Annotated in this window: 24 protein-coding genes; 6 read left to right on the top strand and 18 right to left on the bottom strand. The window is 42.0% G+C overall.

What is annotated here, in order from left to right:
* Positions 1-5 precede the first annotated feature (5 nt).
* Positions 6-764, top strand: a complete 759-nt coding sequence (locus KNQ07_RS14200; RefSeq protein WP_214767396.1) for a hypothetical protein — start codon at positions 6-8, stop codon at positions 762-764.
* 60 nt (positions 765-824) lie between these two features.
* Here KNQ07_RS14200 and KNQ07_RS14195 read toward each other — a convergent pair whose 3' ends face one another.
* Complete coding sequence (locus tag KNQ07_RS14195) at positions 825-1,817, bottom strand: ATP-grasp domain-containing protein (RefSeq protein WP_214767394.1); 993 nt, start codon at positions 1,815-1,817, stop codon at positions 825-827.
* Positions 1,818-1,912: 95 nt separating this feature from the next.
* A complete protein-coding gene (locus KNQ07_RS14190; RefSeq protein ID WP_251139564.1) occupies positions 1,913-2,410 on the bottom strand; it encodes a VanZ family protein in 498 nt (165 codons plus the stop codon).
* A gap of 233 nt (positions 2,411-2,643) precedes the next feature.
* On the opposite strand from KNQ07_RS14190, the gene KNQ07_RS14185 reads away from it, so the two are divergent.
* The gene (locus tag KNQ07_RS14185; RefSeq protein WP_214767390.1) at positions 2,644-3,063 is read left to right on the top strand and encodes a helix-turn-helix domain-containing protein; all 420 of its coding nucleotides are present in this window, start codon (positions 2,644-2,646) and stop codon (positions 3,061-3,063) included.
* 65 nt (positions 3,064-3,128) lie between these two features.
* Here KNQ07_RS14185 and KNQ07_RS14180 read toward each other — a convergent pair whose 3' ends face one another.
* The 4 genes from KNQ07_RS14180 to KNQ07_RS14165 all read right to left on the bottom strand — a co-directional run bounded on the left by KNQ07_RS14180 (position 3,129) and on the right by KNQ07_RS14165 (position 5,797).
* Positions 3,129-3,440 (bottom strand): hypothetical protein, encoded by a 312-nt coding sequence (locus KNQ07_RS14180; RefSeq protein WP_026832004.1) that lies wholly within the window; start codon positions 3,438-3,440, stop codon positions 3,129-3,131.
* Between the two features lie 184 nt (positions 3,441-3,624).
* Positions 3,625-4,368 (bottom strand): hypothetical protein, encoded by a 744-nt coding sequence (locus KNQ07_RS14175; protein ID WP_214767388.1) that lies wholly within the window; start codon positions 4,366-4,368, stop codon positions 3,625-3,627.
* On the bottom strand, positions 4,361-5,572 hold the full coding sequence (locus KNQ07_RS14170) for a hypothetical protein (RefSeq protein WP_214767386.1): 1,212 nt from the start codon (positions 5,570-5,572) through the stop codon (positions 4,361-4,363). The genes KNQ07_RS14175 and KNQ07_RS14170 overlap by 8 nt, the downstream gene beginning before the upstream one ends.
* A gap of 78 nt (positions 5,573-5,650) precedes the next feature.
* Positions 5,651-5,797 carry a hypothetical protein gene (locus KNQ07_RS14165; RefSeq protein ID WP_214767384.1) on the bottom strand — a complete coding sequence of 49 codons (147 nt, stop codon included), beginning with the start codon at positions 5,795-5,797 and terminating at the stop codon, positions 5,651-5,653.
* Between the two features lie 146 nt (positions 5,798-5,943).
* Here KNQ07_RS14165 and KNQ07_RS14160 point away from each other — a divergent pair, with 146 nt between their 5' ends.
* Entirely contained in the window at positions 5,944-6,831 is an 888-nt protein-coding gene (locus KNQ07_RS14160) for a helix-turn-helix domain-containing protein (protein ID WP_214767383.1), read from the top strand.
* A gap of 5 nt (positions 6,832-6,836) precedes the next feature.
* Here the strand turns inward: KNQ07_RS14160 and KNQ07_RS14155 are convergent, their stop codons facing one another.
* The 4 genes from KNQ07_RS14155 to istA all read right to left on the bottom strand — a co-directional run bounded on the left by KNQ07_RS14155 (position 6,837) and on the right by istA (position 9,779).
* Complete coding sequence (locus KNQ07_RS14155; protein WP_214767381.1) at positions 6,837-7,070, bottom strand: hypothetical protein; 234 nt, start codon at positions 7,068-7,070, stop codon at positions 6,837-6,839.
* A gap of 299 nt (positions 7,071-7,369) precedes the next feature.
* Positions 7,370-7,543 (bottom strand): hypothetical protein, encoded by a 174-nt coding sequence (locus KNQ07_RS14150; RefSeq protein WP_167331054.1) that lies wholly within the window; start codon positions 7,541-7,543, stop codon positions 7,370-7,372.
* Positions 7,544-7,632: 89 nt separating this feature from the next.
* Positions 7,633-8,331, bottom strand: coding sequence for an IS21-like element helper ATPase IstB (gene istB, locus KNQ07_RS14145; RefSeq protein WP_214767440.1), 699 nt, complete (start codon positions 8,329-8,331; stop codon positions 7,633-7,635).
* Between the two features lie 11 nt (positions 8,332-8,342).
* The gene (istA, locus tag KNQ07_RS14140; RefSeq protein WP_214767379.1) at positions 8,343-9,779 is read right to left on the bottom strand and encodes an IS21 family transposase; all 1,437 of its coding nucleotides are present in this window, start codon (positions 9,777-9,779) and stop codon (positions 8,343-8,345) included.
* A 262-nt stretch (positions 9,780-10,041) separates the two neighbouring features.
* Here istA and KNQ07_RS14135 point away from each other — a divergent pair, with 262 nt between their 5' ends.
* The gene (locus KNQ07_RS14135) at positions 10,042-10,623 is read left to right on the top strand and encodes an LOG family protein (protein ID WP_214767377.1); all 582 of its coding nucleotides are present in this window, start codon (positions 10,042-10,044) and stop codon (positions 10,621-10,623) included.
* A 38-nt stretch (positions 10,624-10,661) separates the two neighbouring features.
* Here KNQ07_RS14135 and galU read toward each other — a convergent pair whose 3' ends face one another.
* From galU to KNQ07_RS14115, 4 genes are all read right to left on the bottom strand, one after another.
* Positions 10,662-11,540, bottom strand: coding sequence for a UTP--glucose-1-phosphate uridylyltransferase GalU (galU, locus tag KNQ07_RS14130; RefSeq protein WP_214767375.1), 879 nt, complete (start codon positions 11,538-11,540; stop codon positions 10,662-10,664).
* Between the two features lie 479 nt (positions 11,541-12,019).
* Positions 12,020-13,822 (bottom strand): glycosyltransferase family 2 protein, encoded by a 1,803-nt coding sequence (locus KNQ07_RS14125; RefSeq protein ID WP_214767373.1) that lies wholly within the window; start codon positions 13,820-13,822, stop codon positions 12,020-12,022.
* Between the two features lie 188 nt (positions 13,823-14,010).
* The gene (locus KNQ07_RS14120) at positions 14,011-14,964 is read right to left on the bottom strand and encodes an ABC transporter ATP-binding protein (protein ID WP_214767371.1); all 954 of its coding nucleotides are present in this window, start codon (positions 14,962-14,964) and stop codon (positions 14,011-14,013) included.
* A 14-nt stretch (positions 14,965-14,978) separates the two neighbouring features.
* Complete coding sequence (locus KNQ07_RS14115; RefSeq protein ID WP_214767369.1) at positions 14,979-15,788, bottom strand: ABC transporter permease; 810 nt, start codon at positions 15,786-15,788, stop codon at positions 14,979-14,981.
* 800 nt (positions 15,789-16,588) lie between these two features.
* On the opposite strand from KNQ07_RS14115, the gene KNQ07_RS14110 reads away from it, so the two are divergent.
* Positions 16,589-18,445 (top strand): bifunctional metallophosphatase/5'-nucleotidase, encoded by a 1,857-nt coding sequence (locus tag KNQ07_RS14110; protein WP_214767367.1) that lies wholly within the window; start codon positions 16,589-16,591, stop codon positions 18,443-18,445.
* Between the two features lie 42 nt (positions 18,446-18,487).
* On the opposite strand, the gene KNQ07_RS14105 is transcribed toward KNQ07_RS14110, so the two are convergent.
* The 4 genes from KNQ07_RS14105 to KNQ07_RS14090 form a co-directional block, all read right to left on the bottom strand.
* Positions 18,488-19,900, bottom strand: a complete 1,413-nt coding sequence (locus KNQ07_RS14105) for an ankyrin repeat domain-containing protein (RefSeq protein ID WP_214767365.1) — start codon at positions 19,898-19,900, stop codon at positions 18,488-18,490.
* Between the two features lie 503 nt (positions 19,901-20,403).
* Positions 20,404-20,916: a VanZ family protein gene (locus tag KNQ07_RS14100; protein WP_214767363.1), complete on the bottom strand. Its 513-nt coding sequence runs from the start codon at positions 20,914-20,916 to the stop codon at positions 20,404-20,406.
* Positions 20,917-21,037: 121 nt separating this feature from the next.
* The gene (gene desA / locus KNQ07_RS14095) at positions 21,038-22,057 is read right to left on the bottom strand and encodes a Delta(5) desaturase DesA (protein WP_214767361.1); all 1,020 of its coding nucleotides are present in this window, start codon (positions 22,055-22,057) and stop codon (positions 21,038-21,040) included.
* A gap of 323 nt (positions 22,058-22,380) precedes the next feature.
* Positions 22,381-23,913, bottom strand: a complete 1,533-nt coding sequence (locus KNQ07_RS14090; RefSeq protein WP_214767359.1) for an FAD-dependent oxidoreductase — start codon at positions 23,911-23,913, stop codon at positions 22,381-22,383.
* Between the two features lie 1,218 nt (positions 23,914-25,131).
* Here KNQ07_RS14090 and KNQ07_RS14085 point away from each other — a divergent pair.
* Positions 25,132-25,596, top strand: coding sequence for a hypothetical protein (locus tag KNQ07_RS14085; RefSeq protein WP_214767357.1), 465 nt, complete (start codon positions 25,132-25,134; stop codon positions 25,594-25,596).
* The last annotated feature ends 448 nt before the right edge of the window (positions 25,597-26,044 follow it).

The raw sequence follows: 26,044 nt of genomic DNA, 5'->3' as shown, positions 1-26,044 counted from the left end.
ACATCATGAAGAAATGGACAGAACAACAAGTAATCGACAGCTTAATCGAAGCCACCATCGCTTACCCTGCCTTAGACGCCAAAACGTATGCCCGCTGGTCGACTGGAAAAGAAATTCCTTCCATCACGACGATCATCAACGTGTTCGGTTCATGGCGTGAAGCGTTACATGCTGCCGGACTGTCATCGATTCGTCCGTATTACTCGGATCAGGAAATCCTCGCTTTCATCCAGGAAGCATCGGAGCGTCTGCACCCATTCCACAGCAACAGCTACCGGGAATGGGCCAAAGCAAAGCACGGTCCTTCCTTGACGTTAATCAATCTACGTTTCGGGTCATGGTCACGGGCCCTTGAGGAGGCCCATATCGAGATGACACGTTCGATCTGTATGACAGAAGAACGCATCATCAACGCGCTCCTCGAAGCATCGGACGTTCTTCCGCGCTTAACGACCCAGACCTACTCGATTTGGGCGCAAGAAAACGGACATCCGACGGTCGCGACGATTGCCCGAAAATATGGATCGTGGGTCGATGCCCTCGCGTGTCTTGACATTGCCCCTCCTCGTCGGAAGTGGGTCGAGGAAGATGTGCTCGAAGCCTTGACGCAGGCGCAACGTGAGCTCCCGTCCCTCAGCATCATCCATTACCGCAAATGGGCGGAAGGACGGTCTGTTCCAAGCACCTCGACAATCAACGCCTTGTTCGGCAGTTGGACATCGGCTGTCCAGTGTTTAAAACGCTCCCGGATTTCGATTTCTTAATAATTTGTTTCTACACAAAAATAAGGAACTGATTTCTTACGAAATCAGTTCCTTATTTTTTCAACGTTTCATTTGTTGTAACGCAGCTGCCGAGACCAGTGTCATCGTATCGTGCTTCAACATGTACAAGTCGCTCGTATAGTTTCCGATGTGCGGCGGGTTGACCTCGTGCTGAAGATTACGGAAGAGTTGCGCCGGAAAATTGACGCCACATTCATAGGCATGGGGATAACCGCCGCCAAACCGTGGATTGATTTCCGAGAGATACAACGTACCATCGACATCAAACAAATCAAAATCCAGCGGACCGACCAGTCCGGAATGTTCGAGCACCTGTTCGATCAATTCGAACACATCTTCCCGGACGACGGATCGACTTTTATCAGTCTCTCCGGCTCGCATCGTCAATTTTTCCTTGATGAAGATGGACGTGACCTTACCGGAAATCAAATCGACGTAAGCGTCCACCCCCAGTTCTTGACCGACCAACAGTTCCTGAACGATCAACCCGCTATTTTTCGCAAACAGTTGCTCGACTTCCGCAAGTGTCTCGACTCGTCTGACCTCAATGCTGGCACTGCCGCTACGCGGCTTGATGAAAACGGGCAACTTGATTTCGGACAGAGCCAGTGCTTCTCGGAACGATTCAATCGAATGATACGTCTGCGCATGAGCGATGCCTCGGCTGAGACAATATTCATACATAGCGTACTTGTCAAAACAGAGCTGGCACGCTTCGTGAGATGAGACGATGACCGTCACACCAATCGCCTGAAAACGTTCTGTCGCTTCTGCCAGTAATCCAAGTTCCGGATCAATCAAGGACAGGATGGCCGTCACTTCTTCGGTCTGACAAAGCCGAAGCAGATGATCGATATAGTCGACCTCATCTATTTTCGGCACAATATAATGGTGCTCGGTCATGTATAGTGCGGCGGCCAACGGATTACAATCAGCCGTACTGACACGACCAGTTGTCCAGTCTCTGACAAAATAGTCGACCAGTTTTGCGCGACGCCCGGCACTTGTAATCAATAGATGAGGTGTTTTCATACGATTCGCTCCTTTTAGTTAATGGTGTTAGCCTTAAGGATTCGACCTCAATCAAACAAAACCTGCTCCCGTCAAAAAAAACTAGGACCGAAGACTTACGTAGAACGAATCGGTTGATGGTTTGGTCGTTTTTTCCAAATTAACAGATATAAGAGAATCCCGATTAATGCCCCCGTTCCATCCAGCAACACATCTTGGATCAATCCGGTCCGTCCACCGGTCAAAATCTGATGGAATTCGTCAAACACGGCAATCGTAATTGCTAACGTATAGGCAAATACAGCAGCCAACGGGACAGGACTCATCAAACGAATCGTTAAATCAATTAACGCGATACCGAGGACGATAAAAATCGAGACATGTGCCGCCTTACGAATGAAGAACTCAACGAAACCAGACGCTCCAAGCGCCGCCACACTGACTTCCCCATTGTAGTCAAACGAAATAAATCGTAACTGCTCCACAAAATCTAGATTAAAATAACGGGATAAACCCGGTTTGAGTGACTGTTCTTCATACGGCATCGAACTCGCTATAAACAAAATAATCAAGACGAGTAACGTCACATAACCCGACCAAGGAATTTTTTTCATCACAACTGAACCTCCATTACTATTTCTTTCACTAGAATAGCATGTTCTCCTTTCCTGTCATTCCTGAAATAGACAATATCATAAAAGTTATCTGAATTTTAAATCCATTACATACATAATCATGCAATTATTTTTTATGTAAAACTTTTTTTTACATTTCAAAGGTTTGTGATAGTACTAAAATGGTTATTTAGTACTATAATGTACGGATGTAAGAATAGGAGTTGAGTACTGTGAATCGTGCTCTCGGAAAAAAAATCATGCAACTGCGAAAACAACACCGGTACACCCAAAAACATTTAGCAGAACGGTGTGGAGAGACCGTTACTTCCATTTCGGCCTATGAACGGGGTCAACGAATCCCCACGACACAGGTCCTGGAACGATTGGCTATGGCCTTGAATACGACGGTAATCGATCTCATTGATCCAAAGTATGTCCAACATCCTTCGTTACAGGACTTTATCGATCAGTCGCTCGAGCCGAACCAGCCGCTAGATGTCAAGCCTGTCCTTGAAGATCTTCTTGTTCATCTGACACTGTCGAGCGAAGTGTATTTCAACGGTCGTTTGCTCACGAAAGAGGTTCGGGATCAGATGGCGACATCACTGAATCAGGCGTTGCAACAGGGATTACAGTCAATCAAGATTTGATAAAAAAACACGATGAGAAGCGGACAGGATGTTTCCTGTGCACGTCTCATCGTGTTTTTTGTACGCTAATCTGACTTCAAAATGTGATGGATGTATAATTGACCCTCTTCATATGTCGCTTCCATCATCCGGCTGAAGAACGGGGAAGATGCTGTTTTTTCCGCTAAAAAGACCCGCTCAAAACGACTGTGTGCTTGACTGACAAAGCTGAGTTTTAACTCACGTAAGGCAGATTTGAACGTAAAGTGTGTTCCGGTATGTCCAAAAGCGTCCGGAAGTGTCTGCTGTTCAACGAACTGAAAGGTTTCCTCTGGAAACAACGTCGTGATAAAGGATAAACAACTGGCTTGCCGTGCTTGTGTCGTCTTCTCATCCATAACGTTTACCTATCCTCCGATTTTCTTGATGATGTAAACTTCACTGACGATTAAGGACTGCTCTTTTTATTACCCCACCTTTAGACCTATTGAAACCAGTATAAAAAATATTTTAATTAATTTGAAGAACTATTTTTGTTTTCGAAAAAAATTCTGCACCCAGTGGATACAGAATCGATTTCTCTCAGCCTATTTTATCGAGTTCGAGAATACTGACAGTTTTCCCCTCATACAGTGTCCGCCCTGTATAGCGTGACAGTTTCGCAAATTCAAATAAGGTATCCGGCTCATACAGATGCTCAATCGCATAGCTGACCTTTTCGTCCTCATGCGATTTCAAATATAAATTAAAGATCAGTCGGTTACGGTCAACTTTTTGTCCGTAAAATAATGTACAATCTTGAACTCGTCGTGAGGCAATCGGTTGGACGTGTGTTTTTAAATACGTCGCATTGTGGATGTTCACGAGTAATTGCCCCGCCGGCGTCAACAGTTGTCGGACATTCCGGAAGAACAACAACAACTCTCCTCGTGAATAACGCGCAATCGTCGTCCCCGGCAACACGATTTTATCAAACGCCCCGCTGCCCATCACATCGACCAACTCATTACTCAGCCCATAGACGCGGTCCATGTAACGAGACGAGATGCCAGTGATCCGGTTCAATTCCGGTTCGACCAGATACAGGTCATAGCCTTCTTGGCATAACGTATTAAACAGGTCAGGAGAAAACGTTCCGTATAAAAGGACACGGTCTTCTTTTCGAAGATAACGGCGGTATAACATCAATTCATCAATTTCCGGTAAGGTAGCAGTTTCTTGATACAAGGCGACGAAGCGGTCATCGGCAAACAAGTTATCGAGAACCTCAACACGAGAGTAGCTCCCTTTTCTTGAGAATGGACCAAACAACGGTCGCTCATCCATGATAAATCAACTCCTTATAAGTCTGTATGGCCGCTTCATAGTCTGCCCCCAGCCGTTCCGGCAAGATGTCGAACCGTTCTTTTTGATCGGCTTCGAGGATCGCAAGAAAAATTTCATCCGTCTCAAACAGTTGGTTCGTCGTCAGTTCAAACGCAAAACAGCCTTCCGTGTTTTGAATACCGACCATCGACAGCGGACCAATCTTCCCGTCCGTTCGGGGCAGTTCAAGATCACTGTACGGCGTCACGAATCGGCTCGTTCCTTTAAAAGCGGATGCCAATTGGAACAAGAGCGGATAAAGCGTCAGTTGCGCAACTGGTGCAAGCGCCTCGAGCTGTTCCCGTTGCCGCTCGCGCAACTGACACACATTGACGGCAAATGTGTCACTAAGTTGGAGACGTTGCCCGTAATCCGCGAAAATTCCAAAATTACAGATAAACAAACGATGGGACACGGTCAGTCCGGCAAGTGTCGCATAATCCATGATCCCGGCACGGTGTTCCTCGTTCGAAATGATCCCCGTGTCATGCCACTGCTGAAACGCCAGCTGTAACGCCTGGCGATCAAACGCCGCCAGTCGTTCCTTGATGTCAAACGGCAACGTATCGGAAAATGCCAGCAAGACCGGTGTCCGACTCATCAGTTCAATCACCGGCAAATCATGACGAGTCGACTGATCGATGTAAAGCAGGCTGTTGATCGTCATCTGATCAAACAAGGACGGCTCAATCGAGTCAAGTAACGCCGTCTCCTCGACATAGACATGACGTAACGGTTGCGGATGACGCGACGCCGCATCCGGATAGACACCTGTGAACAAAGACATCAAGGCATCTTGTAAGGCAATCGGTTGCTCAGAAACGAAGGACGTTTCAAGCGGTACCTGCCCTCCGTTCAAGAAATATGGGTCCCCAAATAACACGTCGCCCCGTTCATTCATCAAGTGGAACTGGACATGTAACATCCGTTGTTGTAAATACGCGACGAGTCGCAGCGTCCGTTCACCCGGTCCGCGTAAGATAAATAAATAGTGTTCGAATTCTTGAAACTCCATATAATCGAGTAAATCCAAAAACGTATGCTGATCGTAATCATAACGATCCATCGAAAAACGATGCTGTTCACAAAACGTGATGAGCTCAGGGGTCGGATCAAGTTGATGCAACCAACCTTGGCTTTCGGAAAGAATCGTTAATCCAATCATATGCCCACTCCTTTCAGTTGATGATGATAAAAAAGGCTTCAGACCGGTGACGGAATGAAGCCACGTCGAGAGACGTCATTATGAAGTTTTTAATTCACGTTTCGCCGGTGGTTTGATCCGGTCCATTTCCCGACTTGCCAAGGGTGCGACCGAGACATGAGCAGCATTTAAGCACCAGCCCGAAGAAGTCATGGTTCGGCGCGATTCTTTAAAGGTGAGATTCATAGGAGTTACCCCTTTCTTTTCGTTTGAAATGGCAGACAACACGTTGACGAACTTTAGAAGTAAAAGATTGGTGTCTCATCAGATTCCCTTCTATAATGAAAAGGGAATCATTTCTCAAATCCACTGGACAGAAAGGACAGAACCCGATGGATCAATTCACGACACCGCAGATTGGTCTCGCCCTTCGCCGTCTTCGTAAGAAACATAATCTGACCCAGAAGGATTTGGCGAATGGGATTTGCAGCCAAGCCGAAATCAGTAAAATTGAGAGCGGGACTCATTCTCCAACTGTTGATTTGTTATATGCGTTATCGCGAAGACTACAGGTTCCTATAAATACGTTTCTAGATCATACGAATTATAGAGAATCTTTAAAGGTACTAGATGAAAATTTGTTAATCCGTTTTAGAAATGGTGAATTTCAATCAATTTATCAGGAAACTCAAAAGATAATACATGCTAGTCCACTTGATCGTGAGTTGGACTTACTGGTACGGTATTTCTATTATTTAAGTTCTTATCGTTTAAAAAAAATCGACTATAGAACTTGCATCATTGGCTTGCAACAACTATCAGATTACTACACTAAATTGTATTACTCGCCTAGTATGATTTTAAGAATTAAGTCCGCAATCGCAATCTTACACTTTGAGAATAAAAGCTATAAACATAGTAGAGCTGTTTATGAAGAATTGATGGAGCTTGACTTTGATAGCGATGAATTGATAGTTGAAAGAATTAGAATTCATTATAATTACTCAAAAATTTTAATGAAGCTGCATGCGGTTGAAAAAGCATTATTTATTGTAGAAGAAGCCATTCGCATAAGCTTATTTGAAAAAGATATGTCTTTACTAGGACAACTCTATTCTCAAAAAGGGGAATGTCAGGAACTATTAAAGTTCTCTTTTAAGGATATCTCCGATTCATATACAAAAGCTTTTCTTTTATTCGATTTAATGAATATCAGAGAGTATCGTCAAATAATTTTAGATACAAAATCCAAATTCATTAAAAATAACTTAATAGATTAAATATTTTAAGCAAGATCACGTTTAATTGAAAACTCGAACGGGATTTCTTTCGCTACATCACGTTTGATTGAAAACTCGAACGGGATTTCTTTCGCTACATCACGTTTGATTGAAAACTCGAACGGGATTTCTTTCGCTACATCCGTTTTAAAATTAGAATGTGATGCTCCATTAAAACCCAGGCTTAATGATAAAGTAACTACGCCTGCAAGAATTCCTAATTTCTTTTTTAAGTTCATGATCAACAACCTCCTAATATTTTTGTCTGGCTTTGTAACAACATCATATATCCTTAGACCCCCTTTGGATATTCGAATACGAATATTTGGTGTAATTTGCACATTATTTACACTTACCGCTACTTTAGACTTGGGTCATATGTCACGAAAGATGCGTAATTTTTACATTTTATCCGTCTTTATGTCGAATCCGTGTATAAAAATAGATTTTTTAGAATATTCCTTCATTCTTAAATACTTCTGATCACACATAAACAAAGCCGTTTCGTTTGCTCCAGACAGACGAGACGGCTTTGTTTTTATTTCGATGAATGACGCAGGGCAATGAAATAACCGATTCCGAGTAAGACGACTAATCCAAGCAACACACTGCTGATCGTCGTTCGCGTCGGCGATTCCGGCACCCAAATTCCGATTGCAAGATTGATTGCTGCAATCAGCAATACGAGCCATACGATGGTTTTCGGTTTCATCTTTTTCTCCTTCAGTTTGACGTATGTATTTTGCAATAGGTTTGTGCAGTGAATTGCAGAAAAAAGTACAGAACTTTGCCAGTACATATTTAATTTCTTGATAATGCATGTGTGACACGATAACTGTCGCCCGTGAAGGTCAGAATGTGCGCATGATGAATCACACGATCGACGAGTGCTGACGTCAATCTTGGATCTGCGAAAACACGATTCCATTGACTGAATTCTAGATTCGATGTGATGATGATACTTTTCTTTTCGTACCAGTCTGTAATGAGATGGAACAGGAGTTCTGCGGACTCTTTGGATAATGGAAGATAGCCCATTTCATCCAAGACGATAAGATCCGCAGAATCGAGGCGTGTATGGAAGCTACTCAGCTTCCCGTCACGCCATGCTTTGGTGAGTTGCTCTACGAGCTCCGAAACACGAAAGAAACGTACTTCTTTTCCTTTACGACAAGCTTCCCGTCCTAAACCAATCGCAAGATGTGTCTTACCAGTGGGGGCACCCGTGAGCACTACGTTTTGCTGATGATCGATGAAAGAGAGCGACATCAATTCTTCTTTCTTAAGATGACGAGGGAAGTAGATGTTGTCATGCCAGCGATAGTCCTCAAGTGATTTATTATTGATGAATTTTGCTTTTTTTATGAGCCTCTCTGCCTTCGCTTCTTCACGAAGTCTCATCTCCATTTCAAAAAGTGTCAGGAGAAACGTCTCGGACGATTCCATCGGAATCGCTTCGTAAATTTCAGCGACGTAAGCGAGCCGAAGGGATTTGCACATCTCTTTTAGATTCACGACTGCACCTCACTCTGCCATGGTCGATTCAAACTGTCATACTTGCTCCAGTCGACATCGTAGGGATGCTCTTCGATGTCAGAATAGGCATCGCTTTGGCTCAGTAGCTCATACAATCGTTCATCGATTTCAGTGATTGAATGCAGGACTAATCTAGAACGTAGCCATCCCAGTCTTTCTCTACGTATCATCAGATTTTGGATGTTCAGATACTCCCGAATTCGTCCAGGGAGGTACTCCGCGTGACGTGAATGACCATAACTACGTGGCTTTTTGTACCATTCGTTGAGAATACTTTCCCAAGGTAACGCCCGTTTCGTCATCATATAAGGTCGTTTTTCTTCGTACAGGATTTCTCCATGACGAGAAATGATTTTCATATCGTCCCATTTTAGGATTGCTCTCACTTGTCCATGTCGGGAACCTGATGGAACGAGAATCTTCGTTTGATCGATGGTCACTTCTCCATATTTGTTCACCTTCAAGAGTTCCTCTCTAAACACCGGAAAGTCTTCTTCCGGCAGTCGAAGGAGATGCTTCTGCTCTTCCACAACGAGATCTTTGATCCGTACTTTTTTTTCGTAATGGATACGTTCCATGTCATCCCTGAGGGATGATGCGAGGCGCCGGTTCAATGACTCGAAGTCATTCATGATGGGCGAAGGAACTAGGAAGTTGTAACGGACATATCCGACCTTGTTTTCGACGCTTCCTTTCTCATTCCCACTGTACGGATTACAGCTTTGAACCTGGAAACCATAGTGCGCCACGAATTGTTGGAAGGCATCCGTATAAATGGCTTCTTCCTTTGTTGTCCGTACTTTAGCGACGGCTGCCGGGAGATTGTCGATCCGTAATTGTTGCGGCACGCCTCCGATTTCTTCGAACAGTCTCTTCAATCCGGTCAGGAAACATTCCTGGTTCTCTGCTGGTAATGCAACCGCAGCTGTTCGATTGCTATATGGCATGGATAGGATCAAGCAATGCACATCGACCGCATGACTGTCCTTTATGACTTCCATGACACCAAAATCTACTTGTGCTTCTCCGGGAGGGTGGGCCAATCGTTCGAATCGACTATCGTTTTCTACATCGCGACCTAGTCGCCATTCTTTTATGAATTGACAGACGGTCCGGTAGGACCCTTCAAATCCATATGTACATAAGGTCTCATATAGTTTTTTATTGGTTCGCCGTTGTTTCTTTTTCATCATCGCATCTTCCTGTAGCCATTCCTCAATCATTTCGCCCCAACGGGTGCCATACATCATGCCTCGCTTGGAAGAAGGACTTTCTTTTGGTAGAAAAGACTCATCGGCATATTTTTTAGCAGTTCGCCAGTTCAGGTTAAGATCTTTCGCAATCTTATTGATGGAATAGGATTTATGGTTCCTTAAAAATTTGATACAATTGATTTCGGACATTGTTAGCATTCCTTTCATCTCCTTAACGTTCTTGTTTCGCAACTTAAACGTTAGGATGAATTTGTGGGTGCTGGCAAGTCCTTTTCTTTTTTCGAAAAAGGAGTGCAGAACTGTGTACGTTTCCGTCGCACAAGTCTGCACTCCTATTCTGCATTACACAGACGTAGTCCAGTCTGTTATTTTTCATGATAACGATACATGATCCCTCTTATTCGAAACGACCTGATATGATATGTTGACAGAAGACGATTTTAACAAGGGGGACCTATGGATGAAAAAACTCGCAGTGTTTTGTGATTCAAAAGATGGAGCAACACCGATTTTCCGTCAGGCAGCAGCAACGCTTGGTACCGCGTTGGCACGTCATGACCTTGACCTTATCTATGGCGGGTCACGCGTCGGAACGATGGGTGCTGTCGCTGATGCGGTCCTTGCAGCCAATGGACAAGCGATCGGTGTCCTGCCGCACTTCTTACAGGAAAAAGAAATTGCCCATCCGAATCTGACAGAGCTTCATCTCGTCGAATCGATGCACGATCGCAAAGCCAAGATGGCTAAACTGGCAGACGGATTCATCATCTTACCGGGTGGTCCGGGAACGATGGAAGAATTTTTTGAAGTCTTCACGTGGGCACAGCTTGGCTTACATGAAAAACCATGCGGCATTTTAAACATCGACGGCTACTATGATCCGCTCGTCACGTTGTTTCAGCAGATGGAGACGCAAGGTTTCCTGATACCGGAACACGCCGCGATGCTCCTCGTCGAGTCTGATCCGGAACGGTTGCTCGAACGCTTCCGCACGTATACGGCACCACGCGTCAAAACGTACATGAATAAGAAGCAGACCTGATCAAGGCAAAGCTCACCCGTGGGCTTTGCTTTTATTGTTTAATCGGTCCAGCTTTCGACGTGCCGGCGAAGCAAGGCTTTGACATCGGCTTGAATCTCAGCGTCCTTTAAGGCAAAGGCAAGCGTCGTCTCGACATAGCCCATCTTCTCCCCGACATCAAACCGGTCACCGTCGATTTCATAACCATAGACGTCTTCCTGTCCATTTAACCGTTCAATCGCGTCCGTCAGCTGAATCTCGCCGCCTGACCCAACCTCTTGCTTGGCAAGGAACGCAAAGATCGCCGGCGTCAGGATGTACCGTCCAATGATTGCCATGTTTGATGGTGCCGTACCTTGCGCCGGTTTTTCGACGAACTGCCGGACGTGATAACGACGACCCTCTTGTTTCAACGGGTCAATGATGCCGTAACGGTCCGTGTCACTGGTCGGCACATGACGAACGCCGACGATTGAGGACTCCAGTTCCTCATACTGATCAATCAATTGCTTTAGTCCCGGTTGTTCCGAGACGATGATATCGTCACCGAGCAACACCGCGAACGGTTCATCACCGATGAAATGACGGGCACTCCAAATGGCGTGCCCGAGTCCCTTTGGTTCCTTTTGCCGGATGTAATGAATCTCGGCCATCGTCGTCGAAGCATCGACTTCTTTTAACAAGTCGAGCTTCCCTTTTTGCCGGAGGATGTTCTCAAGCTCCGGTGCGTGATCAAAATGGTCTTCGATCGCTCGTTTGTTTCGTCCGGAGACGATGATGATTTGTTCAATACCCGCCGCGACTGCTTCCTCGACGATGTATTGAATCGTCGGTTTCGTCAGGATCGGTAACATTTCTTTTGGCATCGCTTTTGTCGCCGGCAAGAAACGTGTCCCGAGTCCCGCTGCCGGGATAATGGCTTTTCTGATTTTTTTCATAACCTTCCTCCAATTTATTAAATATTCTTAAATTAGAAAGATTTGTTGTAATCGTTAAAGTAAAACATTGATACATTTAAACTTCATACTTTAAATTGATAAAGATAATTGTTTTTATATTATTTCAAATGCCCTCCAAAAGGAATCATCAAAAATAACCGAAAATCCAAAACTTATTTTTATGTTACTCTGCTTCGGGTTTTGTACAAAAATCAAGGGTGGTATCGAATAGAACCACGAAAAAATTTTACATATATTTACTACATTCCTTATTATTCATGATTACTAAACTGGAATTCATACTAAAAACTTAATTATTCTAAAAAAATCCGATTACGATTCTAAGTTTTTTTTCATTTGAAATACAGTAATTTTATTCGTTTTGAATATTTATAAAAAAACAAAAAAACTGCACAAGTAAACGTTTAGTAACTTCCTCTGTTTACCTGTACAGAACTTAAAAATTCATGAGACTTCTTTTATATTGTTATGGAAATTCTTTTTGTTTTAGTTCCTATTGAAATATCTATTACTACTTCGCCACTAATATTATTAGGATTATGCAACTCTAAATAAGCTTTATCTTCATTTGTAGTTAAATAAACTTTTGTTTCTGTAAAACCGTCAAATTTTTCACTATAAATCGAAGCTAACAATTCTTGTTTGCAAACACCATAAATATACTCTAATTTTAATGGTATTCTTATAAAATTATCTTTAATTTCTAACTCTTTTACATCCAATTGTATAAAGTCTAAAAAATTCTTAACTGTAGAATTTAAATCAATCGACAGTAATTCAGATGCATTTTTATATATCAAATACGTATTTCCATTTATTATTGCCGTACGCTTAAAATCCTCTGTGCATGCAATCCCTCTTTGAGAAAAGTAATCTAAATAGGAAAACCTTGTAGCAAGATCATATGGTTGTTGAGCATCAATCTGATCTTGAATAAATTGATCTAACTTTAATCCAAATGTTAGTTTACTAGTCACTTCATAGCCCATTAAAGATGTTTTATAAGTAAATTCATTATTTTTTATATTTTTAATATCCCACGTTGTTCTAGTAAATCTACCTTTTAAAATAGGCAAATACATATTTTTTTCAAAATCTATATCTTGATAGACGGTTAAATCTTTTGATAATACTTTTTTTACATCTTTAGGCAAATTTAACTTTGGTGACTTTGGTTTACCCTTGATTTTAATCTTGTTTGCATCCAAATCACCGTCCGTAATGGTTGCTTCTGTAGTAAAAATAATTTCATCTTTATCAAAATAAATTTCTTTAATATAACTACGTGCTGTAATATCTGCTTTTGATTTTGAATAAGAAATAGCTAGCTGAGGTAAATTTAATTCCAATATTTTATCTAGTATCTTACTTCTTGTATCTAATCGAGAAATGACTTCTTCCGAAACATGTTTATCTTTCCATATTCTAGCATTATTGAATTCTAGTTCTTTTGTTGCATCCTTTTTAGTGTGAAAGTTTTTACGGATAGCCCCTAGAATACGAGAATTGTACCAATGTGTAATCATTGTTATTTTATCTTCTTCTTCCAAATGATTCTTAAAAAATTCAGCTAAATTGTTAAGTTGCATCCATTTATAGTTTAAGTCTTTACCAAATCCCGCAGAAACATTTTGTTCTCTCCAATGATAAATAGGATAGTCTGCCAAAATTCCGATCTTAGGTTTTTTACTATACACAAGGCAAGAATACATAACATCTTCCCACCAAATTTTTTCCCCTTCAGAAAAATATAAATCATTTTCAATTAAAAATTCTTTTCTATATAGTTTAGGAACAGTCATCGGTCCCATTGAGCTAATGCCATCTTGTTGGGCATCTATTTTGTTCGATTGGTACTCGTCCCATCCCCACGACCAACCTTTTGTTTTGACAACTTTAGGATTGACAACATCTAAATCATTCTTCTCAGCAAAATTATACATACGCTCTAGCGCTTGTGGAAATATAGTATCATCATCATCGCTGAAAAAAATATATTTAGAATCAGCCAATTTTATACCTTTATTACGAGGTCTACTCGACCAACCAGATGGAGATATACGATATACATGATAATTATCATGATTAGCTGTTTTTTCTTTTAGTCTTTTGTAAGCGTTAAAATCACTAGATCCATCATCAATAAATATTACTTCAAAATCTTTTTTGTCCATAGTTTGTTCGTTTAAAGAACTTATCAATCTTTCTAGAACTTCACTTTTATTGTTAAAACTAGGTATAATTACACTTATCTTTTTCATTAAGAAAACCCCCTAAATACACTAGAATAAATATTACCATATTATTTAATAATGTTATATGAGCAACGTTCATTTATACGATGTAATTTTCAAAAAAATTAACGGTCATAACTCAAGAACAACAGAGCTAAGACCGTTAAATTTAATTGTTTTAATCTATACTTTCATTAAAAAAAATAATACTCTTTTCAAAATATTTTTAATAAGATTTTTTCAAGAGCCGAAAAAGTTGGTGTTTCTTCAACAACCATTAGACTTCCGGTTATAACAATTAATAAACTGAGCATTGAAAATAACAAACCTGAGTGTCTATTAGTATTGTTTTCCTCAACGTTATGATTTATTGTTTTTTCATATTTCGACTGTTCTTTTAAACGATTGTTTCGATAAGAATGTTGTTCATCTTTAGACATTTTTTTATATTCCGCTAAAAAGTTGTCATACTTTGGAATAACTTCTTTAGTGGTTCCATCAAGTTTCACTTGACCATATTCAAGCCATATTACACGTTCACAAAAACTTTTAATTTGATTGAGTGAATGACTGACAAAAATAATTGTTTTCCCTTCATCTTTAAATTCATTCATCTTATCAATACATCGGTTATAGAATGTTTGATCGCCTACAGAAAGTGCTTCGTCAACAATTAAAATGTCTGCATCTACATTTATAGCAATTGCAAAGCCAAGACGCGATTTCATTCCACTCGAATACTTTTTGATGGGCTGATCGATAAATTCACCAATATCAGCGAAATCAATTATCCAAGGCATTCGACGATCAATCTCCACATCGTCCATCCCAAGCATTAAGCACTTTAAACGAATGTTCTCACGACCGGTTAATACGTTTTTTAGACCTTGTGAAACAGCTATAATTGCAACTTCTCCATTGATAGAAACTTCACCTTCGTTAGCGTAAATTATTCCAGAAATTAAATTAGATAAAGTAGATTTTCCCGATCCATTAATCCCGACCAATCCAACAACTTCACCTGCTCCAATGTTAAGAGAGATATCACGTAGTGCTGTAAAAGTTTTGCTGCTTTTACGTTGATTTTTAAACAATAACTTAAATTTTTCTTTTGTTGTCGTAACCATATCAAAATATTTCGTGACATGACTGAGTGTTATCATAGACATAATGAGTTCCTTTCTTAGACAAGCTCTGTAAACGATTTCCTAAACTTGATGTGTAGTAACGTTCCAGCAGTAAACAAAAAGAGCGTTACACTCCAAAAATAAAGTCCTGTTGACCATTCACTCCAAATCCATGAGCCGCCAAGTAAACTAGATCTATAACCTTCTATGAGATAAAAGATTGGGTTGAGGCGAAGTACTCCATGCAATTCACTTGGAAACCTTTCTATATTCCATACAATTGGTGTTATATAAAAAAGCATTCTCAATAGTGATTGTAAAAACAAGTGAATATCTTTAACAAGAGTAATTAAAGTAGAAAAACATAAAGAGAACGCGTAAACGAAAATGTAAGTTGCTATTACGTAATAAGGTAATTGAAGTAACTTCCATGTTAAGGGAATACCGTTCAACATGATAACAACAAAAACGATTAAGAGCATTGCAATATGCTGATACATTCTTGAAAGAATAACATATGAAGGAATAGCGCTCATTGGAAATCTCATTTTTGTTATCATTGCGAGTCGACTATTGATTGAGTTTGATCCACGTAGCAAAGCATCATTAATGAAAAACCAAGCTACTATTCCACAAAGTAACCACACGATAAATGGGATGTTGCCATTAACATTTTCATTCCCCCGCAAACCAATACCAAAAACAAACCAATATATAAATATCTGTAGTCCGGGATTTAACAGTTCCCAAAGTAAACCAAGGCGCTGCTCCGCATGTGCCGATTTTATTTCATAACGAGCTAAACGGCGTATAAGCGGAAAATTCTCCACTTGTTCGCGAATAATACTCTTCATTTCTTTCCACATAATAAATTCCTTCCGATCTGTATCTATAAAGGTACACTTATTTTAATTTAGTTACTTTATATTATATTTGTTTTTTTTTCAAATAGCAGTTTATATTAAACAACTCGCTATAGTTTTTAATTTATCCCTCCCTTTTTACATTCAGATCATTACTTATTGATATGCTATTCAATTTCAATACACTTAATCAATTCTAGCCATCGTTAAAAATCGTGTCAACGTATTCGACAAACCGACACCAAACTGTAGCTTTCTATGTGACTAAAAAACCGCTTTAACGATTTAGAAAACATCGATAAAAGCGGATTTAGAATGGGTTATAAATGGAAAATCAATTGTAGTCGGTGGAGAGGCCAGTCCCCATAACAACAAAATACTCATTAAACATAAAATGACCAAAATTACGGTCCCTTGAATCGTTTCTTTCATCGTGTTTTCTGTCCCTCTCCCAATGTTTCCTCATTTCTTCATCATACAGAAATCTTGTACCGAAAACCATCATCTGCTTATCAAATAATGGAAATGTTTAATGAATAGATGGATGTTTTCGTTCCTTTTTTTTATAAGACAGATTATAATGATAGCGTTATCAATTTATAACTTTAATTTGTATGTCTTAGGAACACTTCTTAAAACAAACGTCTCCACCGGGTTGTCATGTCGTCCGACCTAAGAATTTACGAAGTTTACAAAAGTTTTATCGCACCCGGTACTTAGAACGACTTATAGTAGAAGAAGAGGTCAACGATCGCATTTCGACCTTGTATTCATACACCCACTTTGAAGGAGGATTTCTACGTATGTACAAATCAAAACCGCTTTACGCGGCAGCCGTCGCTGTCGCCCTGACGACATCGGCAATCGTGCCGGTTGCGCAGATGAGTGTCTCGGCAAGCGAAAAAAAACATGTCAACAAGGTTGAACTTACACCTTTAACTTTTATAAAAGGTAATCCAATCCTCTTACCTACATCTTATAACAATGAAAAAATCACATGGAAAAAATATAATAAACACATTCTTAATCGCTATCAAAAAGTTACAGGAACATACGGTAAAAAACAATTACCTATTGAGATAAAAATTTTAATTAAAGAAGAGTTTTCAATCGGCTTGTTACACACAAATGACACGCACGCAAACCTCGATAAAGCACCCAAACGAGCAACTGTCGTTAAAGAATTACGCGCTGCATACGAAGCAAAAGGAACTCCTTCTCTACTACTCGATGCAGGGGATGTCTTCTCGGGATCTCTTTACTTTAACAAGTTCCAAGGTCAAGCTGATCTCGCCTTGATGAACTATATGCAATATGATTTAATGACGTTCGGAAATCATGAATTCGATCTCGGGGATGCAGATAATCATCAAGCCTTAAAGGACTTCGTCACGAAAGCCAATTTCCCATTCATCACAGCAAACGTCGATTTTAGAAAAAACGAATTACTCGCTGATCTGCAATCAAAATCGCTCTCAAAAAATCCTGTGAATGGAAATATCTATCAGGGCGTAATCAAAGAATACAAAGGACAAAAAATTGGGTTCTTTGGTTTGACGACAGAAGAAACAGCCGATATTTCAAGTCCAGGAACTGTTGCCTTTGCGAACTACATCGCGAGCGCAAAAGCTACCGTCAAAAAACTTGAAAATCGTGGTGTCAATAAAATTGTCGCTTTGACTCACATCGGTTTTGATGACAATGAAGCGGTCGACAACGATCAGTTACTTGCACGGAACGTGGACGGAATTGATGTTATCGTCGGCGGTCACTCGCATACGAAGATTGAAACACCTGTCGTAGTCGATGGTAAAGTTGTTCCGGGTAAAACAGAACCAACAATAATCGCTCAAGCTTATCAATATGGTGATTTCCTCGGAAATCTGGATTTGACATTTGACTACAAAGGGAAATTGACAGAGTACAACGGTTCGTTGATCGATGTGGCAAAAGCTGTGGAAGATACACGTGCTGCTGAAATCCTGAAGCCATATGCGAATCAAATCGCTGAGTTGAAGAACGAAGAAGTCGGCGCGAATATCGTCAACGAGCTCGTGAACCCACGCGGCGAAGTCAGTGTCCGAAACAGCGAGACGGCACTCGGAAACTTGATCACGGATGGCATGCTCAAAAAAGCAAAAGAGTATAATGCTGAAACGGTCATCGCGATGCAAAACGGTGGTGGGATCCGTGCTGCCATCAATGCCGGACCACTTACAGTCGGCGAAGTCTTGACGACGCTTCCGTTCGGAAATACGCTCGCGACAGTGAAATTGACGGGTCAGGAAATCAAGGACCTGCTTGAAATCAGCGTTGGTGTGGCACCACTCGAAAACGGTGGATTCCTCCACGTATCGGGCATGAAGTTCGAATACAGCAGTAAACTTGCAAAAGGAAACCGTGTCACGAAGATAGAAGTCAACAACGGCGGCACGTTTGAAGCAATCGATCTTGCGAAAACATATGTCATCGCAACCAATGCCTTCACAGCAAAAGGCGGCGATGGTCTGACACCGTTTGAAGTGGCTTACAAAGCGGGCCGTGTGACGGATCTGGGTCTCTCGGACTGGGAAAACCTTCGTGACTTCACGAAGTCACTCGGCGAAGTCAACTACAAAATTGAAGGTCGTATCCTCGATACAAAAGTCGAAGCCAACTAATCAGCAAAAAGACGATTTTCCCAAGCGGGAAATCGTCTTTTTTTATAAGGTCTGCGTTTGATTTTGTTTCAGTAAGACGATGATGTCTTCAAGCTCATACTCTTCTGCCATCATCAACGGCGTGTAGCCGTCGGCATTCTTCAGTGCCGGATCCGCCCCACGCTCGAGCAACAGTTTGACGGTCTCTTTGCCTTCGCCTTCGACCGCGTGATGAAGCGGCGTATACTCCTCGTCATCCCGTTGATTAATTGCTTCGCCGCGTTTCAAGTACAGCTCCACAAGTTCCTTGTTGTTGCTGTAGACGGCGGTGATGAACGGTCGTTCTCCAAAGTCATTGACGGCGTCAACGTCACTTCCAGCCGACAGCAAGCCTTGGAAAACACCCTCGAGCCCTTCGCTCGACTTCCGGTATCCGAGATAATGTAATGCCGTATCTCCGTCCGCATCGACCGCATTCATGTCACTCTTCGGAATCAGTTGGTTGATTTCATCAAGCGTTCCCTTTTGAATCGCGGCCATCAGTTTTGATTCACCTAAATCTTGCTTAGTATCATCTTGCTGCACGGCTGACTCCGTCCAGCCCGACCACTCTGGAACCTCAAGCTCCGTTGCTGTAAAGACGAGACCGGCCAGCAACAGACAACTCAGAATGACAAGCAGACCGCTTGTCACACGCGCCAATCGGGGTGCAGTCGTCTTCAGTCCGGCAACTACCAAGCGCCGGTGCACGGATGGCTGATGACGGAACAGTTCACTCAAACTCGTCACGAGTGACGGCGCTTGTTGTTTTTGTTCTATGTAGTGCACAACATCCAGTCGGCGCCATAATGCGGGACCAACAATCGAGCGGACGAGAGCCGGAATTCGCTCATCGTCAGCCAACTGAGTAAGCGCAAACCGGTCAGCCGTCTCTTCACAAGCGCGTAAGTAAGCCGCACGCAAGAATGGGACCCAGCTCCCGATCAGTAACAACAGCTGTTTTTCTTCGTGGTTTTGTTTTAAGTGGGCCAGTTCCCGTAAGATTTCAAACCGTGTCGTCTCATTTAACGGATAATCCGCCGGCAACACCAACATATACTTTTGGAACAAACCAATCGTCCGTGGTCGTGTCATCTTCAAGTCCTGCGTCAACAGGATTTCTGGTGCTTTCCAGAAGCCCATCCGTTCTGCATCACGACGAAGTTGCGTATAAACGAGTGGTTGTTGGGTCTCACTCAGAAAAACTCCTTCTGTCCGAATCGTCATCACCCGGACCCATTGGCGAATCCAAATCGCTCCGAGTAAGAGGATGGTCAGTCCGAGTAAGACGACACCAAGCGTTCCGAGCGCCAGTACTCCGACAATCAGACCACATCCTGTTACGAGTGTGCTCAGCAGGAGCAACCAGAAATAAAGCCGTTCTCGTTTTGTAATTGATTTTGAAGTCTTTTTGACTTGATCTAGTTCGTCTATCATCTATTCACCTCTTTCATCCTTTCATCATACCTATAATTATATAGGAGTTCCAAGGAAATTATTGTTAATCTATAGATGTTCACAACCAATACATCACTAAAAAAGGCGATTCTTTATTTTATTTAATCGTCTCATCGTCTATAGTCATATCAAACTTATAAACAGAATTTGTAATTACTACTGATTCAAATTGATAATTTAACTAATGTACTATACACCATCTTATAACAACTACGATCTAGGAGTTATGTTTTTGAGCTTATTCAATTTATCGATCAAAGAATACTCTGTTCAGTATCAAGTAATGGAATCTGACGAGATTATTGATACTGACCGATTGATCATTAAGGCTCGTGATCATACGGCTGCTCGAAAAAAAGCAGAAAAATTACTTCGTAAGCAATACGGTCGAATGCAATACAAAATCGAATGGGTCCAACGTTTTTGATCGTCAAAATACCCGGTCGCCTCAATCCTTTTGAGACGACCGGGTATTTTCGTATTCAGCTCGATTGCTGATATTCTGATTTGACGATTCGATCCGCTTTGAGGAACAAGCGGATTCCGGTATACAGCAAGATGCCAAAGACGGCTCCACTTCCATCAATGATGACATCTCCGACCAGTGGTGTCCGTCCGCCGGTCAGTTGTTGATGAAATTCATCCAAGACACCGACCGTGATTGCCGTCGTCGCAGCAAAAAAGGCAGCCGGCACAGGACGATAACCACGCATGCGTAAGACACGGACCAGGCTCGTCCCAAGAATGAAGAACAGACCGGCATGCATCCCTTTCCGGATGAAGAACTCAAGGAACGCCGCTGGACCTAGCGACGCGACACTGATCGGAACTTCATAATGAAACGAGACGAACGAAAAGGCATAGACCCACCCGAGTTGGATATGATTCGTCAGAAACGGAATCAGCGATTGTTGCTCATAACGCATCGAACTGAAGGCGAACAGCAAAAGTAAGATGGCTCCTGCTATGACGTAAGCAATGGGTAGACGACGCATCATCATCCCTCCTTCAATACTTGCCATCGTACCATGGATCAAGGCGCGCGACATACGGCAAAAGTCGTAGCCGGCATCAAAAAAGACCTGACTTCCACGAATGGAAGTCAGGTCTGTGTGCTTAAGAGACGGACGTTTTTGGTTCACGCAGCAGATGCTTGATTTCACCGAACGTCACAAACGTTTTATTTTTCGCATCATACAGCTTGTAACGAAGCGACTTCAGACTCGAGAACAAGCCAATCGTCGTTGCTTTTTGAAGCGGTGGTGTCGCTGTATGGGCTTTTTCTAAATTGTAGTTCGGTACACGCGGACTTAAGTGGTGCACGTGGTGGAAACCGATATTTCCTGTCACCCACTGCAAGACTTTCGGCAATTCGTAATACGAGCTGCCTTCGATCGCGGCCTTGACGTAATCCCATTCGCTCTCATCCTCGAAATACGAGTCTTCAAACGTGTGCTGGACGTAGAACAACCAAATCCCGAGAACGCCTGCTGTGAACATCGTCGTGCCTTGAATGATCAGAAATGCCTGCCAACCGATGAAGTAAATCATGATGCCGTACAGGACGATCAACGACGCATTGATGACATGCGTATTCATCCGTTCCTTCTTGCGGGCATCTTTTCGGTTGAAGCGGCTGACGACCAAAATCAACAAGAGTGGTCCAAGACCAAACATGACGAGAGGATTCCGGTACAGACGGTACTTTAGACGTGTCCATTTTGACGCTTCGACATATTCTTCAATCGTCATGACCCAGATGTCACCGACACCACGTTTGTCCAAGTTCCCGCTTGAGGCATGGTGGATCGAGTGCTCACGTTTCCACTTCTCATACGGGAACAAGGTCAGGATGCCTGTGATCGTTCCAACGATTGCGTTAGCTTTTTTGTTTTTAAAGAATGACCCGTGTGTACAGTCATGGAAGATGATGAACATCCGAACGACGAAACCGGCTGCGACGATCGCAAGCGGAACAGCGAGCCAAACGGAAATCTGTAAGGCTTGATAAGCCAGGAACCAGGCCACGAGAAACGGCAAGATCGTGTTGATCATCTGCCGGACGCTGGATTTGACGTCTGCCTTCTCAAAAGGCGAGACGTGTTTGCGGAGCTGGACGATTTTTTCTTTACTCATGTGTTGCTTCCTCCTCGAATTCGTACAGCGTTCACGACGCTACTATGAAATGAACTTGATATAAAACCTGTAAACGGCGTCCGTGACGGTGAATTCGTAACATCCACATGAAGATCGACCCGACCGATATAGTTAAACGCTTGAATATTTTTAATACCAGGTAATTATAGCACATCCAAAAAATAATAAAGTATTAAATTCTGATATCAGTCAAAATATTTACGGTCATCTGTTCGTAAAACTATTGAGTATCCAACAAACGAGAGTTTCAAGCGAATTATTCCACAAAAAAATCGCCCCCGAGATCAGAGACGATCACTGTATCATTTTAACTTCTTCAACGGCTTAACAGCCGGACCTTCGAGCACATTTCCTTCGTAATCAAATCGCGAACCGTGACACGGACAATCCCATGAGCGTTCCCTGTTATTCCACTTGACGTCGCACCCCATATGCGTACACGTCGTCTTGACGAGATGCAACTCACCAGACTCATCGCGGTATCCGCCGACCGTCTTCCCGGCATGACGGACAAGTCCCCCTTCATCGATGCCGAGGTCGTCCGCCGATTGACTGGCGCGACTGACTTTCCCCTTCAGCAATTCAATCGCGACATCGGCATTGTTCTTCGCAAATTGTTTGGCATCCTGTTTATGCAGCTTCGACCGGTTCGGATCAAACAATCCCCGGAAACGGTTTGGCGTTCCTATTAATAAATCAGACAAAAGCAGTCCTGCCGCAATCCCATTCGTCATCCCCCACTTGGCAAAGCCGGTCGCAATCAAGATATTCGGATCATCACTCGTCATCTGACCGATGTACGGCACTTTATCCAGTGAAATCAAATCCTGGGCCGACCAAAATTGCTCGATTTGGGCGACATCAAATTCACTCTCTGCGAAATGCGCCAACGCTTGATAGTTGGCTTTCGTATCCGTCTGATGACCGGACAGATGGTTCTCTCCACCGAATAGTCCGAGCCTAGTCCCATCGTCCAGATGCGTATGCCGAAGTGACCGACTTGGTTTGTCAGCACTCATGAACATACCGTCCGGGAACTGTTCCGGAACACGTCCTGACACAATGTAAGACCGGTGGACTTCGAGTTTCGAGAAATAGAGTCCTTTAAAATCGTTGAATGGAAAGTGGGTCGCGACGATGACTTTTTTTGCTTCGATCTGGTGCCCGGATTCAAGCAACACGGTCGGCGTCCGTTTCGACTCAACAGACGTCGCCCGCGTCTGTTCGTACAGCTTCCCGCCTTGTTTCGTGAAGTATTCTGCGAGACCAAGTAAGTATTTGACCGGATGGAACTGGGCTTGATTGCGGATGACGAGGGCTTGTTCGACTGGATACGGTAACTTCCCTTTGACCTCATCCGTCGCGTCGCCACCGTTGATTCCAAGACGGCTGTAGGCATCTGCTTCTTTGATCAGTTGCTTGTGCTTTGCTCCACTCGACGCAACGTACAAGTACGCATCCTGTTCCTCAAGCTCACAGTCGATTGCCAGACGTGTCGTCTGATCACGGAGGAACCGAATCGCCTCTTCATTCGCTTCGTGATAGAGTTTTGCTTTCTCTTCGCCGAACGTCTGGATCAGTTCATCATAAATTAAGCCATGTTGCGACGAGACCTTTGCCGTCGTATAACCGGTCGTTCCGCTTGCAATCCGATCGGCTTCAATTAACGTCACGTCATATCCCCGTTCAACCAGTTGCACGGCCGTGACGAGCCCGGCGATCCCGGCCCCGATGACGACAACGTCACTCGTTATATCTGTTTCCAGTTTCGGATACGTCGATGCTTCAATCGAAGTGCGCCAGTACGATGTTGGAAATCCGTCCAGTTGCTTCATTTTCCTCGCCTCCGTAAGTGTCAGTTTTTGCTTTCTGGCTAACAGTTACAGTTACCCCTGTTCTTCCAAAAACATTCTCAGTTATATTTTTATTTTTTGAGGGATTTTACTGATTTACATCTTAATCATTTCCTTATAAAACAAATAAATTAGTAAAATTAATGGTAATTTATTTTATAATGTCTTTATATTAATAAAATAAAGGAGATCAATTATGTCATTTTTACTTGGAGTTTCTCTAATCGCGATTATTATTGTGATGATAAAACATCATCACGAACTCATCCCTCAACTACGGGCTGGTTCATTGAACTTAAAAATAGGAATATTTTCTTTAGTAGTTGGATGGATTATTCATATTTCGAGCAAAATGACTGGATTTAATGAATTACTAGTTGTTAATCAAATCAATTCTGCTTTTTTCCTTTTAGCATTTATTTGTCTTATTATCGGAGTCACCAAATTCATTAATCGATTACCATTAAACTTTAATCGAAGATTGATGGTTTTTACACTCATTTTAGCTTTCGCTTACACTATCGTGAATGAACAGTTTTCGTTTTTAAGTTATTTGATTCCAACGACGTTCAACTATAGTTTAATTTCATTCTTTTTATACATCGTTGTTGTGTGTTGCCTCATTATTGAAGTCTATCACTTCATTTTCACTGGGAAAGTATCTAAAGATGTATCATCTGAAGACAATAGGTTCTAATTCTATCTTTCCATTCATTTCTTAGTATTTTTAACCTGTGTCCTTTTTGGATTCAGGTTTTTAATTTTTTTAATTAGCGTCGATGGTTTTTCAAATTAAGTTCATCACTTCTTCAAAGAAAACCTCGTATGCAATTTTCAAATGGAGACATCTTCTTGATCTGCCATTGATCCAGTAAAGTATTTGGGCGAGTTCAGAACGACTAAATTTTTTTAGGTCTGAAACGTTCCTAGCAGCAAGTAGAGAGGTAAACCGCAAACCCTCGATCAAACGGACCCATCTTCCGTTGGTACAGTGAGATTAAAAAATTTTATACTCTCATACTTTGAATTATCTGACCCCACTAACTTTATGTAATATTTACTAAAAACCGAATAAAAGAACTTGAATTAATAAAGATAAATAATGGTAAAAAATGAAAAAAATAGTTTACATCATTTTTAATTTGAAATATTATTGATTGTACATGATTTATAGATTTTTTTAAAAAAGGAGGAAATAAATTGAAAAAAGCAACGTTTTTACTCCTTGTTGTTACGTTAATTTGTTTGAGTAGTGCAAGCCTTGTCTTTGCCTATGATACATACAAAAAACAAGCCATCAAGATGGCGGACGGAACAACAATTTCAGGTGGTGTCATCCGAATCGATCCCGTTAAGAAAGTATATATTCATACGAACAGTACCCATCACTCCAGAGGAATTAAGAGTGTTGGTATAGATACCCGGACAGGTGCTGTCAAAATCGTACGCGATCAATCAGATGCTGTTATCACTATTTCTGCTGACGAGGACGAATCATTGGCTGCCCGAAACATTAAAATCGGGATCTCCGGTGGCGGTTTAACAACTCTTGTCTTTTTCTATCAAAACGGACGTAAGCTGAATATGGCCAATAAAAATGATTTCAACAAGGTCGCGAGTACGACATCAAATTTTTGGATTCAATGGATCAGTGAGCCTTTTTGATCCGTTTCAAGTGGAACAAGGTTGACTGATTCGAAAGGTCAATTCATGTTCAATCGCGCACCATTGTCCTACTGTCTCCTTTCTCGTTTTATCTTTGAAGGAGCTGTAAAATGTGCTTGTTTTGCGTAATCACCAGTTGCCAGTATACGACTTCCGTACGCATGATTGGATTTCATTAGTAATTACAATTAGGCCGAAACCCTTATCTATTATACGACCGAGGATATCGATTTCGATATGCACGCCTATCCGCTCGCGGACACCGTTAGTCGAATTCCGTAAGAGCAACAGAATGAGAACACTTCAATGTTGAGTGATAAAACAAAAAAAGAAGCATTCGCAACTAAAAACAGTTTAGGTGAACTGCTCCCCGTCAAGTAGACAGGATAAATAATAAAAATCTTTTAAACGGCTTGAGCTCTGTATTCTAATGGAGCCAAGCCGTTTA

It is taken from the genome of Exiguobacterium sp. s145, from assembly GCF_018618835.1.
Classification (GTDB): Bacteria; Bacillota; Bacilli; order Exiguobacteriales; family Exiguobacteriaceae; genus Exiguobacterium_A; species Exiguobacterium_A artemiae.
Note: the sequence above shows the minus strand (reverse complement) of the source record. Positions and strands in the feature narration are given on the sequence as shown.